Origin of the sequence: Flavobacterium sp. LHD-80 (assembly GCF_030929605.1) — a bacterium.
Classification (GTDB): domain Bacteria; phylum Bacteroidota; class Bacteroidia; order Flavobacteriales; family Flavobacteriaceae; genus Flavobacterium.
This window is the reverse complement of sequence record NZ_JAVFVS010000002.1, coordinates 71,415-91,333: the sequence shown is the minus strand read 5'-3', so window position 1 is coordinate 91,333 and position 19,919 is coordinate 71,415. Positions and strand designations below refer to the sequence as shown.

General features: G+C 33.3%; 15 protein-coding genes. 2 read left to right on the top strand and 13 right to left on the bottom strand.

Annotated elements, in window-relative coordinates; translation table 11 throughout:
* Positions 1–132: 132 nt before the first annotated feature.
* The 4 genes from RB619_RS03385 to RB619_RS03370 all read right to left on the bottom strand — a co-directional run bounded on the left by RB619_RS03385 (position 133) and on the right by RB619_RS03370 (position 7,825).
* Positions 133–2,349 (bottom strand): glycoside hydrolase family 3 C-terminal domain-containing protein, encoded by a 2,217-nt coding sequence (locus tag RB619_RS03385; RefSeq protein ID WP_308094190.1) that lies wholly within the window; start codon positions 2,347–2,349, stop codon positions 133–135.
* A gap of 207 nt (positions 2,350–2,556) precedes the next feature.
* Positions 2,557–4,197, bottom strand: coding sequence for a DUF6377 domain-containing protein (locus tag RB619_RS03380; protein ID WP_308094189.1), 1,641 nt, complete (start codon positions 4,195–4,197; stop codon positions 2,557–2,559).
* A gap of 174 nt (positions 4,198–4,371) precedes the next feature.
* Positions 4,372–6,633 carry an acyl-CoA dehydrogenase gene (locus RB619_RS03375; RefSeq protein WP_308094187.1) on the bottom strand — a complete coding sequence of 754 codons (2,262 nt, stop codon included), beginning with the start codon at positions 6,631–6,633 and terminating at the stop codon, positions 4,372–4,374.
* Positions 6,634–6,907: 274 nt separating this feature from the next.
* A complete protein-coding gene (locus tag RB619_RS03370) occupies positions 6,908–7,825 on the bottom strand; it encodes an EamA family transporter (protein ID WP_308094185.1) in 918 nt (305 codons plus the stop codon).
* Positions 7,826–7,921: 96 nt separating this feature from the next.
* On the opposite strand from RB619_RS03370, the gene RB619_RS03365 reads away from it, so the two are divergent.
* Positions 7,922–9,346, top strand: a complete 1,425-nt coding sequence (locus tag RB619_RS03365; RefSeq protein WP_308094183.1) for a PLP-dependent aminotransferase family protein — start codon at positions 7,922–7,924, stop codon at positions 9,344–9,346.
* Positions 9,347–9,477: 131 nt separating this feature from the next.
* Here the strand turns inward: RB619_RS03365 and RB619_RS03360 are convergent, their stop codons facing one another.
* The 6 genes from RB619_RS03360 to aspA all read right to left on the bottom strand — a co-directional run bounded on the left by RB619_RS03360 (position 9,478) and on the right by aspA (position 16,614).
* Positions 9,478–10,425: a bestrophin family ion channel gene (locus tag RB619_RS03360; protein WP_308094181.1), complete on the bottom strand. Its 948-nt coding sequence runs from the start codon at positions 10,423–10,425 to the stop codon at positions 9,478–9,480.
* Positions 10,426–10,569: 144 nt separating this feature from the next.
* Positions 10,570–11,292, bottom strand: coding sequence for a hypothetical protein (locus tag RB619_RS03355; RefSeq protein ID WP_308094179.1), 723 nt, complete (start codon positions 11,290–11,292; stop codon positions 10,570–10,572).
* Between the two features lie 77 nt (positions 11,293–11,369).
* Complete coding sequence (locus RB619_RS03350) at positions 11,370–12,773, bottom strand: HAMP domain-containing sensor histidine kinase (RefSeq protein ID WP_308094177.1); 1,404 nt, start codon at positions 12,771–12,773, stop codon at positions 11,370–11,372.
* Position 12,774: 1 nt separating this feature from the next.
* Complete coding sequence (locus RB619_RS03345) at positions 12,775–13,449, bottom strand: response regulator transcription factor (protein WP_308094175.1); 675 nt, start codon at positions 13,447–13,449, stop codon at positions 12,775–12,777.
* Positions 13,450–13,781: 332 nt separating this feature from the next.
* The gene (locus RB619_RS03340) at positions 13,782–15,053 is read right to left on the bottom strand and encodes a BamA/TamA family outer membrane protein (protein WP_308094173.1); all 1,272 of its coding nucleotides are present in this window, start codon (positions 15,051–15,053) and stop codon (positions 13,782–13,784) included.
* Between the two features lie 151 nt (positions 15,054–15,204).
* A complete protein-coding gene (gene aspA, locus RB619_RS03335; protein WP_308094171.1) occupies positions 15,205–16,614 on the bottom strand; it encodes an aspartate ammonia-lyase in 1,410 nt (469 codons plus the stop codon).
* A 157-nt stretch (positions 16,615–16,771) separates the two neighbouring features.
* Here aspA and RB619_RS03330 point away from each other — a divergent pair, with 157 nt between their 5' ends.
* Complete coding sequence (locus tag RB619_RS03330) at positions 16,772–17,350, top strand: pentapeptide repeat-containing protein (RefSeq protein WP_308094169.1); 579 nt, start codon at positions 16,772–16,774, stop codon at positions 17,348–17,350.
* A 159-nt stretch (positions 17,351–17,509) separates the two neighbouring features.
* Here the strand turns inward: RB619_RS03330 and RB619_RS03325 are convergent, their stop codons facing one another.
* The 3 genes from RB619_RS03325 to RB619_RS03315 are packed head-to-tail and all read right to left on the bottom strand — an operon-like array spanning position 17,510 to position 19,629.
* Complete coding sequence (locus RB619_RS03325; protein WP_308094167.1) at positions 17,510–18,031, bottom strand: hypothetical protein; 522 nt, start codon at positions 18,029–18,031, stop codon at positions 17,510–17,512.
* 51 nt (positions 18,032–18,082) lie between these two features.
* On the bottom strand, positions 18,083–18,586 hold the full coding sequence (locus RB619_RS03320) for a GNAT family N-acetyltransferase (RefSeq protein WP_308094165.1): 504 nt from the start codon (positions 18,584–18,586) through the stop codon (positions 18,083–18,085).
* Positions 18,587–18,588: 2 nt separating this feature from the next.
* Positions 18,589–19,629, bottom strand: a complete 1,041-nt coding sequence (locus RB619_RS03315; RefSeq protein ID WP_308094163.1) for a GMP reductase — start codon at positions 19,627–19,629, stop codon at positions 18,589–18,591.
* Positions 19,630–19,919 lie beyond the last annotated feature (290 nt).

Here is a 19,919-nt window from a genome sequence, read left to right as displayed (position 1 = left end):
AGTATCTAAAACAGTAAGAAAATAAAGCATTCTTAATGAATCTTAATGTCTTAATGGTAAAATTACTAAAAGCAAAGCTGCAAATTTTTACACTTGCAGCTTTACAAACCAACCAATTTAGAAATAATGAAATTATTGAAGTGAGAAGCCCACTTTAGATTTAATATCTGTTGAAGATGCTCCAATTAAAGCTTCAAAAGCTCCTGGCTCAGCAACCCAGTCGTGTTTTTTATCGTCAAAGAAACTTAAAGCTGTTTTATCAACTGTAAAAGTTACTGTTTTTTCTTCTCCTGCTTTAAGCGAAACTTTCTCAAAACCTTTTAATTCCTTAATTGGACGAGGCAAAGAAGATTTTAAATCGCTGATATAAAGCTGTACCGTTTCAGATCCTTCACGGCTTCCTGTATTTTTTACAGTAACAGAGAATGTGATTTTATCACCTGAAGTCATTTGTTTTTTGTCAGCAGTAACTTTTCCGTAAGCAAAAGTGGTATAGCTTAAGCCGTGTCCAAAAGAGAATAATGGTTTGATTTTTTGTTTGTCTGCCCAACGGTATCCAACAAAAATTCCTTCGTTGTAAACAACCTCGTCTCCTCCAGGAAACTGACCTAAAGCGTGTGCTCCGTTGTCAGTTAATTTTACTGGGAAAGTGAAAGTCAATTTTCCTGACGGATTCACATCTCCAACCAAAACATTTGCCAAAGCCGTTCCTGCTTCAGTTCCTAAAAACCATCCTTGAACAATTCCAGGTACTTCCTTAACCCACGGCATTGCAATAGCGTTCCCAGAAATATTTACGAAAACAATGTTTTTATTTACTTTCGCTAATTGGCTGATTAATTCATTCTGTCCATAAGAAAGCTCCAATCCTTTACGATCGTGTCCTTCGTCATCTTGATTTGGACTTTTATTTAAACCTCCAATAAAAAGAACAATATCTGCATCTTTTGCTACTTTTAAAGCCTCAGCAGTCAATTCAGCTGGCGAACGTTTTTCCTCTAAACTTACTTTTGCTACAACTCCGTTATAATTGCTTGTTGGATCTCCAACATAACCACGAGCATAAACGATTTCAGCCTGATTTCCAATTCTTTTCTTTAAACCTTCAAGAGGTGTAATTTCGTATCTTGCTTTAAGAGAAGAACTTCCTCCTCCTACTGTCATCATTTTGATTGCATTTTCTCCAATAACCGCAATTTTCTTAGTTTTAGAAAGGTTGATTGGCAAAATATTATTGTTGTTTTGCAATAATACAATTCCTTCTTCTGCAATTTTTCGGCCAGCATCAGCGTGTTCTTGCGTTCCAAATGATCCGAAAGGACGGTTTCTATCCATTGTTGTCAAGAAAGACAAACGAAGAATACGACGTACTTTTTCATCTAATTCTTTAGTTCCAACTTCACCTTTCTTAATCATTTCAGAATAAGGTTTTGCTAAATAATAATTATCATAAGCATTGCTTGTTCCCCAAGAAAGTCCGTTTGTCCAAGAACCGAATTCCATATCTAAACCATTGTAAATAGCTTGTTTAGTATCGTGAACTCCTCCCCAATCTGAAACTACAACGCCTTTGAAACCCCATTCTTTACGAAGAATATCGTTTAACAAAAACTCATTGTGACAACATTGCTGTCCTTTGTATTTGTTGTAAGATCCCATAATTGCCCATGCATCACCATCTTGCACCGCTGCTTTAAAAGCCGGAAGATAGATTTCGTACAAAGCACGGTCGTCAACTACTACGTTTACAGTATTTCGGTTTGTTTCTTGATTGTTTAATGCGAAGTGTTTCACACAAGCTGCAACGCCATTTGCCTGAACTCCTTTAATATAAGGAACAACCATTTTTGAAGTTAAAAACGGATCTTCTCCCATATATTCGAAGTTTCTTCCGTTTAATGGGCTTCTGTAAATGTTTACACCAGGTCCTAATAGTACATTTTTATTACGAAAACGTGCTTCTTCTCCAATAGATTTACCATATAAAGAAGCCAATTCTTTGTTCCAAGTTGCAGAAAGTGCCGTAAGCGCCGGGAAAGCAATACAAGAGTCATTTGTCCAACCTGCCTGATCCCATTCGTCCCATTTAACTTCGGTACGAATTCCGTGTGGTCCATCGGTCATCCAGTTTTCTGGAATTCCAAGACGTTTTACACCTGGAGAACTAAATTTAGATTGCGCATGAATGATGGCAATTTTCTCATCGGTTGTCATTCTTTTAAGCGCATCTTCTACACGCTCATTAATTGGCTTTTTATCATCAAGATAAACCGGAACTTTATTTTGTGCATTCAATCCGAATGAACTCAATAAAACTAAAACAACGATTGTTTTAACGTTTTTAAACATAACTATTAATTATTTAGCATTCAATTTTAGTAAAGATACTTCTAGTAGTCATTTGTACCTTTTAATAATATTGTAAAACTAAAACGTTATCGTACAAGTTATAATTTTAAACGGAAAAAAGTAGTGAATTAAAAAATTAAATTATTGATTTACAGATTAATAACAAAAAAAATACAACAAAAAAAGTAGTGATTTTGAAATATTTCTTTATGATTTCAAGGCCATTGAACCAATTTTCATTACCATTTCTTCAAAATCATTTCTCGAAACTGCAGCTTTATTACGAGCTCTGGTTCTGTAATTGTAAATTGTGCTTAATGAGTAACGAAGAAAAGCCGCAATCTTGACACTATCTGTAATTCCAAGTCGGATTAAAGCAAAAATTCTTAACTCAGTATTCAGTAATTCTCCTTGTTTTAAAACAATTTGTTCTTCAGGAATTAACAACGCATTAAAGTCTTTAACGAAGGTTGGATATAAATTCAAAAAGATAATATCGAAGTTTTTATATAATTCTTCCAATTCGTTATCAACTAAAGTTGTTGATTTCAGAATTTTATAAATCTCATCAAACTGTTTGGCAGCAGCTTTTTTATTTAAAATAATGCGGTAATTCTCTAATTTGTTGATATAAGTCGAACAAAGACTGAAAAAATGAGCAATATATTCCTCTTTAACGTGATTAGATTCAGATAATTGCGAGTTTGTTTCCTGCAATTGTTCGTTCGTTTCTGTAATATCTCTGTTTAATTCGGCTAACTTTTGACTCGTTTCATAGAGTTCTCCACGAATTCTTGAAACCTTTTTCATTTGTTTGTAAACGTAAATTATTGCCACTATTAAAAATACCGACAACAAACTGATGCAGAGCAAGTAAACCTGTAATTCTGTTTTTCGCTTGGCTTCTTTTTCTAAATAAACGGTATTGATAATTGAATATACTTCAGACATTAAAAGCGTTCTGAACTGAATATTGCAATACAATGCGTCTTCAATTGCTGATTGTGTAAGTTTATAAGCCATATCAACATCTCCGATTTCATAAAAAACTGAAGCCAATTCTTGTAGAGAAGCATTGTCTTTATTGGCATTTTTAAGATCTGATGTGGCTGAAAGTGCGTAATATTTTTTTCGAAGTTCTAGATTATGAGTTGCTTCATTAATCTTCCCCAACAAATACGTAATAATGGCATATTGCGGATTATCTTCTGTCGTGGTTTGGAGCAAATTCTCTAACTTTTTCTGTGTATTTTCATATTTCTGATGAAAAATATCCTGCGTAAACTTCGTTATTTTATAATCTAAAGTATTTGGCTTTAAAACCAATAAAAGTGAATCACGGTATTTTCCAATTTGCTGGCGGTATTCTTCATTATAACTGTTTGCAGCATAATGTTCAAAAAATTCACGATAAGCGATATAGTAATTTGGCAATAAACCTACAGCTAGTTTATTTTTGTTGATGCTTTTAATAATAGCTTCAGATTCGCGGTATTTTCCTGAAGATGAATAAAGTGTAACCAATTCCAGCTGTGCCAGATTTAAAAGTTCTTTATCCTCAAGCTGTTCGGCAATTTTAATATTCTTCTTTACATAACGAATAGCCGAATCTGAATTGAATTTCTGATATTCTAAATATAAAGTTTTATTGTAGTTGTATTCCTGTTCCAGCGTTAAGCTCTCCGATTTTATTTTCTTGAAGTTTAAAATTCGTTCTTCTTTTAGCTTAACATAATGCTGTTTGTTTTTTAACGCATCATTTAATTTATCCAAAATAACATCCTCGCCATCCATAGCAAATGTTGGAAGGCTAAGCAAAAAAGCGCAAAGCAGTAAAAGGTTTTTCAATTTGGTGGTCGATAGTTTTTAGAAAAGCAAATATAATGAGATACTAAGATTCTAAGGTGCTAAGGTTCTAAGTTTTTTTTTATTTGCCACGAATTACACGAATTTTCATTAATTTCTGCGCTATCTTAAATAATTATAATTCGTGGAAATTCGTGTAATTCGTGGCAAAAAAAATTATAATGTTGCAATTGTTGCTCCCAAACAACTTTCTGGAATATCAAAAGCATTAACCAACGCCACAGCATCTGGGCGAATATCCCAGCATAACTGATTGACTATTTTACGGATCGCTTTTGTTTTAACCGCTTCCATGTAACCGTCTTCAAGATACCACGCTTTGTTTTTTTCTATCTGCGAAAGCGCAAATAACTGATATAATTTGGTTAATATTTGTTTTGAATTTTCATCTGAAATCGCTTTTAAGGCTTCTTGAAATTGCTCTAAAACAATACGTTCTAAATACGCCTGAGCCACATCGATCATTTGATGTTGCACGACATTAAAAGCATCGTAAGCTTCTAATCCTCCGTCTACTAATTTCTTGATACGTCTTGCGGCCGAAGCTAATATTGTTTTTTCTCTGTGTATAAAAGCTTGCAGATAAAATTCGCTGTCCAGTAAATGTTCGTCATCGGCTCTTCGTGTTGCAATTGGATTTTTTTCTGTAATGGCTGTTTTTGCGTTTTCATAAACGTAATTTATGATTCCAAGTGAACCCATTTCGCCAAACGATTTTCTGAATTCTGACAAACGATTTTTAGCTACTAACTGCATTAAAACGGTATTATCGCCTTCAAAAGTGGTGTAAATTTCGGTATCATTTTTTAAAGCGTCGATTCGGTTTTCAGACAAATATCCTTTTCCACCACAAGCTTCACGGCACTCTTGTAAAATATCTCTAGTGCTCCAAGTCGAATATGATTTTAATCCGGCGGCTAAAGCTTCAATTTCTTGCATTTCTGCTTCTGTTCTTTTCAAAAATCGATTGGTAAGATATTGAAGCGCAAAATGAACTGCGTATGTTTTAGCTAAATTCGGCAATAATCTTCGCTGATGCATTCTGTAATTCAAAATCGGAACTTCTGAGCCTCCTTCTGGTCCAAATTGTCTTCTTTGATCGCTGTAACGAATGGCAATCGTCAATCCTGATTTGGCTGCTGCCAAAGCTGATCTCGGAATCCCGATTCTTCCTCCTACCAAAGTCCCCAACATCGTAAAAAATCGGCGATTATCACTCGGAATTGGACTTTCGAATTCGCCTTTTTCATTTACAGAAGCAAAACGATCCAACATATCATCCTTCGGAATTACGACATTATCAAAACTTATTGTTCCGTTATCAACACCGTTTAAACCCATTTTATGGCCACAATCTCCAATTGTAACACCTTTTACATTATTTCCATTTGTATCACGCAACGGGACAACAAAAGCATTTACGCCATAATCGTGATCGTCTATAATTAGTTTAGCGAAAACAGTTGCCTTTTGACCGTGAACTGCTGCGTTGCCAATATATTCTTTCTGAGCATTTTTATTTGGTGTATGAATTGTAAAAGTCTTATCGTTATGATTATAAGTTGCCGTTGTTTCTAAACCTTTTACATTTGATCCGTGATGTGTTTCGGTCATCGCAAAACAGCCCGGAAGTTTTAGTGAACCAATATCTTTTAAATATTTAGCATAATGTTTTTCGGTTCCAAGAGACTGAACGCTCATTCCCCAAAGTCCAAATTGAACGCCGAATTTTATCACTAAACTCAAATCGTGATAACTCAGTGTTTCCATAATTGCAAAATAATCTTCTACATTTCCTCCTCCGCCATATTCCTTCGGATAGGCCATATTTCCTAAATTTTCTTCGGCTAAAATTTTACACCAATTGTAAACAGTCTGGCGAAAAACATTAATATCCGTTGAAGTTTCATAGGCAAATTCAGGTCGGGAAATAATTGATTTTACTCTTTTGATGATTGGCGCTTCTTTTCCGTCCAGAAATTCTGTTATTTTCTGAATATCAAAATTGCTTGTCGTTTGTGAATTTGCAGTAAACGAATCGGCTTTTGTTTTGAAGTTTTGAAGTGCTTCTTCACCTAAAATTCCAAGATCATTTTCCAGTTTTTTGAAATCAGATTCTAAAACTGAAATGTCAAGATCTTTTCCAGAAAGTGCCAGCGCAATATCAAAAATGGATTTTATTGACGATTTATCCTGAATACTTTTTTCAATATCCAATTTCCATTGTGTGAGTTCATTTCGCGAAGGCGGATTTGAAATATCCACTTTTGAAAGAAGAAATTCTTTTTCTTCTTCAGATAAAACATTTAAGGAATTTATAAATTCTTTTAGTGTCGAAAATTCTTTCTGCGTCAGAAGATCATCAGACCACACTAAATAAAATAACGGAGTAAAGGCTTGAAGTTTGGCTGCTTTCATAAAATTATGCGATTCGGTTTGTTTAGCTTTTTGCCACAGATTAAAAGGATTGACAGGATTTTTTATAATTACAAATTCACAAATTAATTATAAAAAAATTCCTGAATTCGTGGCTTTTTTCAGCATTAAGAAATTAATCCGTTCAATCTGTGTAATCTGTGGCCTATTTTTTTCATAAAAAAAACAGGAATGAAAAATAATCATTCCTGTTTTAAAACCCTGTTAAGATTCTCGTAATTTTACTTTCTAAACCAATAAAAAATGTAAAATCACTTTATTGAGAATCTTTAGATGACAGGATATATTTTTGTTTTATCGCAAAAATATGATGTGAATTAAAAACTAACACCGCTATAAAAATGATGCTGTAAGCTGCAATTTGCAAAGTGCTGATTTGCTCGTTAAAAACAAAAGCGGCAAGCATAAAAGCAATCATAGGGTTTATATTTAAAAGCATTCCAACGGTTGAAGAAGGAAGTCCAGAAAGTGCATATAAATTTAGAAATAGCGGAATTATAGTAAACGCTATCGCAATGGTTTCAATACAGAAATAAAACTTAAATTCTGTTGGTACTGGTCCGCTGTATGCGGGATAAAAAGGCAATAAAACCAATGCAGCCAATGTAATATGAAACGTAAGCACGATAAACTTATCAAACCCTTTATTGATACGCTGACTCACCAAGTAAGAAGCATATGTAAGTCCGATGATGATGCTGAAAAACATATCCATAATATCAGCATAAGACAAAAGGAGACAACCTAAAATGCTTAAACCAACTGCAAGCCATTGTGTTTTAGCCAGTTTTTCTTTCAATAAAAAATAGGCAAGCAAAGTCGTTAAAATTGGACAAACCAAATAAGCCAGCGAAGTCGCTTTTACACTCACATGATTCATTACATAAATAAAAGTGAACCAGTTTGCCATTAAAAAAAAGCTTCCGCCAATGTTCAGCAGAATTGCTTTTTTCTTTTCAGAAGAAGACAATGCTTTAAAAACCCCCACAGTTTCTTTGATTTTACTTCTTCTAAAAAGAAAAGCAATCAGAAGCATCAAAATACTGCAACTGAAAACTCTGAAAAATAATATATCTATTGATTGATAATCATGAATTGGCCTTAAAACCAAACTAAAAAATCCCCATACAGTATAAGCGGTAATAGCGGCAGTATAATATTTTGTAGTTTTCATGATTTTGTTTTGTTCTTTTAACTGAGACAAATTTCTTAAAAATAATACAGCAATACAGATACAGTTTTTGTAAATTGCACCATAACAGTTTATTTTATGAAAAGTTCCAATTACTTGTATTTACAGTTTGCAGATGTTATTGAAAAACAGATAAAATCTGGACTCTTAAACGTTGGCGACAAATTGCCGTCGATAAGAGAAGTCTGTGCCGAAACGGGTTATAGCATGAGCACTGTGAGCAAAGCATATTATGAAGTAGAGAGCAGATCACTTATCGAATCGCGTCCGCAATCTGGGTATTATGTGAGTAATATTTCTGCCAGAGTTATAGCGGAGCCTTCTGCAAGTAAACCCATTTTAAAAGTAGAAAATATCGATCGCGAAGATTTAGTTGATTTGGTTTATGGCGATATGAGCGTGAAAGATGTTACGATGCTTTCACTTGGTTTTCCGTCTAATGAGCTTCTTCCAATCGCTAAATTGAATAAAGGAATGGTTCAGGCGATGCGTCAATTACCTAATAGCGGTACAAGTTATGAGGAAATTCAGGGCAACAGCAACTTACGAAAAGAAATTGCGCGCTGGTCTTTTACTTGGGGTGGTTCATTGACTGAAGATGATATTATTACGACTCCGGGCTGTATTTCTGCGATTTCTGATTGTTTGCTGACTTTGACAAAACCGGGAGATACTATTATTACTGAAAGTCCGATTTATTTTGGGATTTTACAGCTGGCAAGATCTTTAGGTTTGTATGTTATGGAATTGCCGACCAATATGACGACAGGAATTGAGTTAGAAGCAGTCAAAAAAACACTTAAAACTAACAAAGTAAAAGCTTGTGTTTTAATGAGCAACTTCAGCAATCCGTCTGGAAGTATGATGCCAGCCGAACATAAAAAAGAAATTGTACGTTTAATGGATTTTTATAATGTTCCATTAATTGAAGATGATATTCACGGCGATTTATACTTTGGCGCAAGCCGACCAACAAATTGTAAAACCTATGACGAAAGCGGTATTGTACTTTGTTGTAGTTCGGTTTCTAAAAGTCTAGCGCCTGGTTATCGCGTGGGTTGGGTTTCTCCCGGAAAATTCAAAAAAGAAATTCTGCGTACAAAATTGTATCATACCATTTCAACGACTACAATTACGCATGAAGTTGTGGGAGATTTTTTGAAAAACGGCCGATATGAAAATCATCTCAGAAAAATTCGTCAGATATTAAATCAGAATTGCAATAACTATATCAATACTGTTTTAGAATCTTTTCCGGCGGGAACAAAAGTAAGTCAGCCTCAAGGTGGTTTTTTTCTTTGGGTTGAATTGGATAAAAAAATTGATACTGCTGCTTTTTATCATTTGGCTATGAAACACAATATCAGCATAGCGCCGGGAAGGATTTTCTCTTTTCAGGATCAATTTTCAAATTGTATGCGTTTGAGTTTTGGGCTTCCTTGGACAAATGAATTAAGAACTGCTATTCAGACTTTGGGAAGATTAGCAAAACTTAGTATTTAGTTTGTCATTCCGAGGAACGAGGAATGACAAAACCATGCAAGTATTTTCTTTTAAATCATAAAAAAAACCAGACAGCGCCACTAATTAAAGCGCTGCCTGGCAACAAATTGAGAAACCAAGTCAATTATTCTTTATAAAACATAGTAGGCATCTTTTTCCGCCTTTTTAGGTTCTTCGTTTAAATCAAATTCTTTCAGAATATCAAATTCGCTTTGGTATTCATTCAGCATTTGCTTGATATTTTTTTCAATCGTATTTGCAATTGCTGTAACTGGAGTATCTGTAGCCCTGTTTTCGAACGGATCCTGCAAATGAATCGCCATTCTTTCAATTAAAAAGAACACTGCACCAATTGCCGTAATCAACGGAATTGCAAACCAGCTTAATACACTTGTCAATCCAAATGGCAATAACATAATAAACAACCACAACATCAATCTGATGTACATACTGTAAGTCGTTGGGAAAATGGTATTTTTAATTCTTTCACATTTACCCATTCCATCACATAATCGCGTTACAGTATTGTCTATTTCAACTTGCTGATACATATTAAATCGCTTGTCGTTTTTAGCGTTTCGCAAGTCGCGCCCATGCAACATTAAAATCGCATTCGGAATGTTTTGATGATTTTTAATGTATCTAATTTCTTCCTCACTCATAAAGCCTTCTATTGGTTTTATGGCATCTCTATTTCTAAGTGATTGACCTAAACTATAACACCAAGCAATTTGTCTTTTTGCAAAATTTTCTTTGAATTCGCTTGCTTCAACTGAGAAATCTGGATCTTTATAAAAAGTCAAAACCTGACGAATCAATGTTCTGGAATCGTTTACAATTCCACCCCAAACAATTCGTGCTTCCCACCATCTGTCATATGCCTGATTTGACTTAAAAGCCAACAATAGTGATATAATTGTTCCAATCATTGTTGGGATTGCTATAGGAATATCGACCGGCAAGTTGATGAAATAATAGTGAAAAATCTCAAATAAAATCGTGTAAGCTAACACAAGTACAATTTCTACTTTAATTTTCCCGAGAACGTACTTCATTGGTATTCTTTTCTTTAATAACATATTTTCGGTTTTAATTAAATAAATATTTTCTATTTTCTGGTGACTGGTAATTAGTCCTCAGTGATTAGTCTTGTAGGTTGAATAAATAATATTTAAAGTCATGTTTTATCACTATTCACTAATTACTAAGAACTAATCACTTTTTTACGCCATTTCTTCATACAATGAAAGGATTGGAAGTCCTAGTTTTTCATTGATGTTTTCTTTTTTATTTTTTTTGAATTTGATTTTTTCTCCTTTTCTGGTTTCTACTAACAAATCAATGTCATATTTAGAAATCGCTTCAGATAAATAAGGAGCAAGATTATCGTAATCGTCATCAATTTTAGAAGTCTGACTTACAATTTCGTATGAAAAATTTTCATTCAAAAATTGCTGTACATCTTTAACATGCATATTGGCTCTGCCATTTTCAATATAAAGCGCTTTTGTGAAATCTTCTTTTAAATTCTCATTTCCTAAATGCAGAATTGGACATTTTTGATTTCCAGCCAATTGAATTAAATATTGATAAATACGTTTGGTTTCGTTTTTATAAGAATTAGTCAGAATAACCAATTTTACAGAGAAATGATCAATAACACGTTTGAAAATTGGAGATGAAAGTCCGTATTGATTATGCACTTTTATTTTGCAGTTTGGCGTGTGTTCTACAATATATCGGCAAGTTTCCAGAACTTCTTCTTGGCTTATTGTAAGTCCTGTTTTCATTTCGCGCAAATAAAACGAAGAAGAAAACGAATCTGGAGTTTCGGCCGCCATCAGCAAAATAATTTCACAAGCCGAATCTTTAGCTTGATTCACTGCTGCTTTTACTGCGCAAATTGTATCGTCTTTTAAAGTGGTGGGTATAAGGATATTTTTCATATGTATAATCGTTTAGTTTATACATGCAAAATAACTTCCTGAAAATTAGACGGGTCTTAATCTAAAATTAGAATTTTCTAAGATTCAATATTAGAATTTTTAATGTTGTTTTTCTTGATGTTTGATTTGTTGAAAACAATGGTTACAATTGTTCCTTTATTTTGTTCTGACTGCACTTGAATTTCTCCGTCGTGCATGCGAATGATTTTAGAAGCCAAAGGAAGCCCTAAACCATAACCAATATATTTGGTTGCAATTTTTCCTCGGAAGAAAGGTTCATACAGATGCGGAATATCTTCTGGAGGAATTCCGATCCCGATATCATTGATAGCAATTTTAATTGATTCCTTATTAGCAGAAAGCGTTACAAACACCTCATTATTATCTGAATATTTTACTCCGTTTGTAATAATATTGTTTATTGCCAATTCTAGAAGCGGTTTATTACACGGAATTAAAAGCAAATTCGAGTCTTTTGGCGCAAAATTAAGTTTGATGCTCACACGATTGTCTGGATAAATTTTATCCAAATCGGATTTTACATCCAGTAAAAGTTCATCAATTCTTGCGATATCCAAAACTTGTTTTTTTCCGTCGTAACCAGTTTGAGTCAATTTCAACAGGCTTTCGGTCAAATTTCCTAATCTTGATGCTTGACTATAAATATTCTGCAACGATTCAATATATTCCGAAACCTGACGCTCTTTTAAAAGCATAATTTCCGACTCGGCAATAATTGTCGTGATTGGTGTTTTTAATTCGTGCGAAGCGTTATTAATGAAATTGGCCTGAATTTCAAACGAAGTTTCCAATCGGTCTAACATATCATTAAAAGTATGCGTTAGATCTGAAATTTCATCTGAATTTTTGACTTCAGGCAATCTGTTATGAAGATTTGATGCACTTATTCGGTTCACTTCCTTAGTAATTCTTGCGACAGGATCAATAACTCGCTTAGCTAAAAATCGGCCTAAAAAGAAAGCCAAAAGCACAAATCCAATACCGCCAAAAAGCAATATTTTTATAATATAAATACTTGTTGTTTTTCCTCTTCGATCTCTGGCACCAACAATAACAATATATTTTTGGTTGCTTTCTGTAAAAACCTGACCTAAATAATACTTGCTGTTGACTTCAAAATAATCTTTTCCAGTGCTTAGAATATTGGAATAAAACTCATTAGGCAGATTCAGCTTTGTATTATAATCAAAACTGTTGGCACTGTTTATTTTTAGAACATATTCTTCTTCTTCAATAAGTTCTTCCAGTCCATTTTTTTTAAGATTGCTGTAGTATTTTATTTTTTCAGGATCTTTTTGAAAATGAATCGAAGCCACGATTTTAGCACGATCTTCTAACCTTTTTAAAAAGTGATAACGGTTATTTTCTCTAAATAAAACAAAAACAATAATGCATAACAATAACGTACTAAAGGTCGATAAAGCTACATAATTGAACGTAATTTTTTTTCTTATATCCATTTTATAGCTGTATAACATAACCTAAACCTTTCATCGTATGAATTAGTTTGGTTTTATAAGGTTTATCAATTTTCTTTCGCAAATAATTGATATAAACGTCTACAACATTAGTATTCATATCAAAATTAATATCCCAGACATTATCTAGAATTTGGTCACGAGAAACAATTCTGCCGGCATTTCTGGCTAAATAATAGAGTAATTTAAATTCTTTAGCTGTTAGCACGATCTGTTCTCCGTCTCTCTTTACTGCTTTGGCTTTTCCGTCAATTTCTAAGTCACCAATAATAATTTTATCGATTTTTTCGGTATCCTGATTGGCTCTTCTATGTAAAGCATTTACTCTGGCATCAAGTTCGCCAAATTTGAAAGGTTTGACCAAATAATCATCTGCGCCTGCATTTAGTCCAGTAACAATATTTTCTGAAGTACCTAAAGCGGTTAGAAGCAAAATAGGCACGAAGTTTTTGCTAGCGCGCAGTCTTCGGCAAATTTCGATTCCGTTGATATCCGGAAGCATTACATCTAAAACTACAACATCAAAATGGTAATTATGAATCATTTCAATAGCTGTTTTGCCATCGAGTGCTACACTTACTTCGTTGTTGTTTTCAGCAAATCCCTTGCGTAAAATCGACAAAAGATTTGGTTCGTCTTCGACTATTAGTAACTTCATTTAAATTTGGATATACAACAAAAATAAGGATTGACATTAAAAATGTAAATCAGAATAGTTAAAAATTATGATTTAATTATGAACAACTCGTTGGGCGCAATTTATTTAAACACATAGAAACATAGTTTTTAAAACGTCATAAAGGCGTTTCACTTACATTAACAAACATAGAGCTATGTGTGAAAATCTAGATTTTTTCCAAACTCTTTTTTTTTTAAAATTAAAACCTATGTTTCTATGTGTTGAAAAATCTATGTGTTGAAAAAAAAGAATTGCACGAAACCTGTTGTAAACAACAACTTTTTGCCATTAAAATAACAGTTTGAAACTATTTAGAAAGTTTCGCCCGCATTCAAATAAAAGCCTTTTGAATTATTTCCCCAAGCCAAATCGGCAATAAGATTGGTTCTTGTTGCTTTATCGATTAAAATACGAAGTCCGAAACCAAAAGCAGGCTGAACATATTGAAAGAGCTTTGTATTGGTATCTGGATTACTTGTAGTTACAAAGTTTGTAAAAACGGTTCCGCTGAACATTTGATTGCAAGTAAGCGGAAATCTAAATTCGGTTGCGAGATAAACCAAATTTGTTCCTCTAAACAATCCCTGCGTATATCCCTCCCCGCTTCGACTGCGCTGATCCCAGCCAATTGCAGGTAAATTCAAATAAGGAACTTTTCCTTTGGTTACAAATTGCCCGAAAGTCCAAAGCGCCAGAATGTATCGTTTATCTTTTTGAGAAACCGGAATAAAATTTCGATACTCGGCATACAAAACATTACTTACTTCTTGATTATCAAATATTTCCGGATTAAAACGATAATTTATATTTGCAAACCATCCATGCGTTGCATTTACTTGATTATCCCTAGAATCGTAAACCAAATTAAGACTTACACCATTTAAAAAATATTCCGTTTCATCAAATCCATATTTCTGATTGTAATTATAATGGTAAGTGAAATTTCCATTGGCAACATCAAGATTTTTATCAACTATACTAGAATACCAATCGATATTGACACCACCTCCCACATAAAAATTTGGACGGACTTGAAACGAGACCGATTGATGAAATTTAAAATAATTATAATCCATAGGTTCTGCAATAGAATCAATGCTGAAACCAGGTTCCTGATTGCGTCGCGGTGGAATAATATTTGTTCCTAAGCCATAATTGGGCTGTGAAAATATATACAAACGATAATCACCGCTCAAGAATATTTTATTGTTTTTGAGCAAAATATTATTCTTGATGTTTACAAGCCATTGTTTTTTTGTAGTGTATGTAATCCCAACATTTGCAATGGAATATTTATCTGCTTTTTCTTTTCCTTTAAAAGTATATTGTGCAACCGCGCCATAAAAGAAACCCGTTGCTGGCTGAGAACCTATTGCCGGAATAATTAAAAAAAAGCTGTTTTTTATAGGTTTTACAACATAAATAGAATCTTTTTTTTTGAAGATTTCTAATATTGTTTTAGGAGGACAAATTTTGGAACTATCGATTTCGGTTTGAGCATTCAAATTAAATTGAATAAAAAAGAGCAACCCAAAGATTTTAATTGTATTCTGAAAATAATTATTTTTTAAAAATCTTACCATGTGAAAGTTTTAATTTTTTGAAGCAATAATCAATTCATATGTAAATATATAGCTTATTTTCAACATTTTAGACTTACACATCAATAAAATTGAAATAAAAAAAAGCCGTCAAATAAACGACGGCTTGTGATAATATTTTTTTACAAGAAACCTATTTTGTGATAAATTTTGGATGGATCAAATTTTCTAACGAATAGATTTCATCCCATTTTTCTTGAGTAATTAGCTTTCTTTCTAAAACGGCAATTTGATGCACACTTTTATTTGTTTTCAAAGCTTCTCCCGCAATACTTGCGCTTTCTTCGTAACCAATAATTGGGTTTAACTGCGTTACGATTCCAATGCTGTTCATCACCATATTATAGCAATGATCTACATTTGCCGTGATTCCGTTAATACATTTATCGATTAATGTCTGAATTGCATTTGAAAGATAATCCAGTGAAGTAAACATGGCAAAAGCAATAACTGGTTCCATAACATTCAATTGTAATTGTCCCGCTTCTGCCGCCATTGTAACCGTCAAATCCTGACCAATAACATAAAAACATGTTTGATTCACTACTTCTGGAATTACCGGATTTACTTTCCCCGGCATAATCGATGAACCGGGCTGACGTGCTGGAAGATTGATTTCGTTTAAACCTGTTCTTGGCCCAGAACTCAACAAACGTAAATCGTTGCAAATTTTAGAAATTTTAACTGCCGAACGTTTTAAAGTTCCCATAATCTGAACATATGCACCTGTATCAACTGTTGCTTCAATTAAATCAGGTGAAAGCGTCAAAGGAATTCCGACTTCCTTTGCTAAATAAGCTACGCAAATTTCAGGATAACCTTCAGGAGCATTTACTTTTGTTCCAATGGCAGTTGCGCCCATATTAATTTCCAAAAGTAATTCCTGAGCATTTTTCAAACGCTGAATATCTTCACCAATTGTTGTGGCATACGCTTTAAATTCTTGCCCTAAAGTCATTGGTACAGCATCTTGAAGCTGGGTTCTTCCCATTTTTAGAACTTCTTTGAATTCCTCGCCTTTTTTAGCAAAAGCAACCTCTAAGCCTGCAAAGGTTTTAATAAAGCTTTCCATTTTTAGATACAATGCAATTCTAAATGCCGATGGATATGCATCATTTGTTGACTGGGAACAATTTACATGGTTATTTGGATGAAGAAAATTGTATTCGCCTTTTTTGTGTCCAAGATATTCAAGTCCGATATTTGCGATTACTTCATTGGCATTCATGTTTACAGAAGTTCCTGCTCCACCTTGAATTAAATCACTAACAAATTCCTTATCAAATTTGCCAGAAATAACCTGATCACTTCCGTAGCAAATCGCGTCGGCAATTTTAGGATCGATTGCATTGCAATCTTTGTTGGCCAAAGCGGCCGCTTTTTTTACATAACCTAAAGCTTTTATAAACAAAGGTTCTTTTGAAATTGGAATTCCTGTAATATTAAAGTTTTCTACCGCCCTAAAAGTCTGGATTCCGTAGTATAAATGATTGGGAATTTCTAATTCTCCTAAAAAATCATGCTCTTTCCTTGTTGATTCCATATAATAAAATTGATATGTTTTTAGCTAAAAAAATAACAGTAAAGCTACATTATTTTTATACGAAAGCCCATAGGTTTTTAAAATGTTTTATGATTTAGATCCAATATTTTGTCACAAATTATTACCTTTTCAGCCTCAAACAATTATCAAAATTAAGTTGAAAAAGGAAAGCGAATATTTTCTTGATAAAGAATACAATACAATTATTTACGCCAAAGACGATCTCAATTTTAAGGATTTTGAATGTTGCGTTTTTAATAATTGTAATTTTTCAGCCTGTACTTTTTTGGCCGTTTCCTTTATAGATTGCGTTTTTAACAATTGCATTTTCAGCGAAGCAAAGATTAATTATGTCGCCTTTAGAACCGTAACGTTTAATAATTGCGAAATTAAAGAAGTGAATTTCGCGATGTGTGACAAACTGATTTTTGACGTTCGTTTTAACGATTGCGTTCTTGATTTCTCCAAATTTTATACTTTAAAAATAAAAGGAACGCCGTTTACTAATTGCAGTTTAATCGCTGTAGATTTTATGGCTGCAGATCTAACAAATGTTATTTTTGACAACTGCGATTTATACCGATCTGAATTCGACAAAGCCATCGCCAATAAAGCCGATTTTAAAACGAGTTATAATTATACTATTGATCCGTCTAAAACTAAATTGAAGAAAGCAATTTTTTCTTTGAAGGAAGTAAAAGGGTTATTGTTTAAGCATGATGTAGTTGTGAATTAAATGAAATAAAAAAGCCAGTCAAAAACTGGCTCTTATTATATTCTTGCTTTGGAAACTATCCAACTATTACATCTCTTTTCATAATAAATAATTTAAAAATTAATTATATAACAATATTACAGAATATTAATACGGTTTGCAACTTATTAAAGTTAAATATTATACAACTCCCAAGTCATCCCCTGATTTGAATTTCTTGGTTGTAATGGCATCTTTAGAATAAAAATCTTTTACAAAAATATCCGTAAAACCAGACAATGAATGCTTTGCAATAACTGTAAGTCTTATATAAGATGAAGCATCACTCCAATTCATTTCAATATCTTCCACCGTTCTAACCCGCATTGCATGCAAACTGTTAGTATCACTCTTTCTCTTACATGGTATGTAGGAAATGAAATTATCTTTTAAGAGAATATCTTTCCCTTGAATATTCATTCCTCCAACACCTCCAACTTGCTTATAAAAAGTAGGCTCAATTCGAATATCGAATATTTCAGAATTTGTTTTATTAACTAATTTAAAAAAGTAATTCGTCTGTTCTTCGAAAGTAACTTTACTTATATATGAAGAAATTCCTATTTTGACTCTTTTTCTATTTAAAAAATACATTAAAAATAGATACGATGAAATCACACCTGTAACAATACTGATTATTATGCCGAAAAATACCTCTACCATGCTTTTATCCAAATTAAAAAGCAAAAGTAAATTATTTTAACAAGATAAAAACTACTTTTTAATACTTTTTCCCATCACATAATCCTCCATTAAATAACCATTCCCAATTTCAATATCAACAGTTTCTTGAATTTCAAAACCAAGTTTTTTATAGAAATTCAAAGCGCTATTAAATCGGTTTACATTTAATAAAAGTTCTTTTGAGTTATTTTCTGAAGCCATTTTTTCAATTGATTCAAAAACTATTTTGCCATAACCTTTTCCTTGGCTTTCAGGCAAAAGGTAAATTTTATGGATTTTGGTTACAGCTTCATTTTTATAATTGTACTCAATTCCGATAAAACCAATTACTGAATCTAAATCTGAGATTAAATAAAACAATTGCTCTTTATTCTGAATTTGTTTTGATAAAGCTTCATTAGAATAAATTAGATCCAACATATAATCTAATTGTTCTGTAGTCAAAATTTCGCCATATGTTATTGGCCAAGTTATATGTGCGATTTCTTGAATTTTAGCAATATCTTCAACAAATGCTTCGGTAATCTTAATCATATTTATTTTTTAAAAACTTGATTTTCCTGCTCGCTTACACGGATGAAAGTTGTTCGTTTAGTCAATTCTTTTAATCTTGAAGCTCCAACATAAGTGCAGGTACTTCTAATGCCGCCTAAAATATCTAAAACTGTATAAATTACGTCTCCTTTAAACGGAACTTGAACTGTTTTTCCTTCGCTTGCTCTGTAATCAGCAACGCCTCCAGCGTGTTTATCCATGGCTGTTTTAGAACTCATTCCGTAAAATTGTTTGAATTTTTCGCCTTTTACTTCGATTAGTTCACCACCACTTTCTGTGTGACCTGCAAGCATTCCGCCGAGCATAACAAAATCAGCTCCAGCTCCAAAAGCTTTGGCAACATCGCCTGGAGTTGTACAGCCACCATCACTGATAATATGCCCGCCTAAACCGTGTGCTGCATCGGCACATTCTATAATGGCAGATAATTGTGGATAACCAACGCCTGTTTTAACGCGCGTTGTACATACAGAACCCGGTCCGATTCCAACTTTCACAATATCAGCGCCAGCTAATAAAAGTTCTTCGGTCATTTCTCCAGTAACTACGTTTCCGGCAATAATGATTTTATCAGGATATTGTTTGCGTGTTTTCTTTAAAAACTGAACAAAGTGTTCTGAATAACCATTTGCAACATCAATACAAATAAACTTCAATAAAGGATTTGCATCGATTATTTTTCCAATCTTTTCAAAATCTTCTTTTCCAGTTCCTGTGCTTACGGCAATATAATCGTAAAAATCAGGAGTTGCATTTTGCAGAAAATCATTCCATTCTTCCACAGAATAATGTTTATGGATGGCTGTAAAAAGCTTTTCTTTTGCCAAAACCTGAGCCATTTCAAAAGTCCCAACCGTATCCATATTGGCACCCATAATTGGGATTCCTGTCCAAGATGCTGTGCTATGTAAAAATTTAAAGTTTTGTTCTAGAGAAACTTCCGATCTGCTTTTAAGTGTTGATCGTTTTGGTCTAAACATTACATCTTTAAACCCTAATTTTAGGTCCATTTCTATTCTCATAGTTCGAGATTTTGGTTACTCTCAAATGTAAGAATTTCTGATTTTAGATTTCAGATATTAGATTAACAAAAACTTGAACTTTTGAACAATTCTGATACTAATTTGCTTTCGCGAAAGCGCTGATCAAAAGTGCTTTTTTTAGTTTCGCAGAGATTCACAAAGATATCACGGAGATTGACAAAGTTTCCAATTGGAGCGCGTTTCGACTTCGCTCAACGTGACAAACGCAAAAACTGAAAACTGCCACTGCGACCGTGACTGAACACTAAAAAAACCTGAACACTGAACAC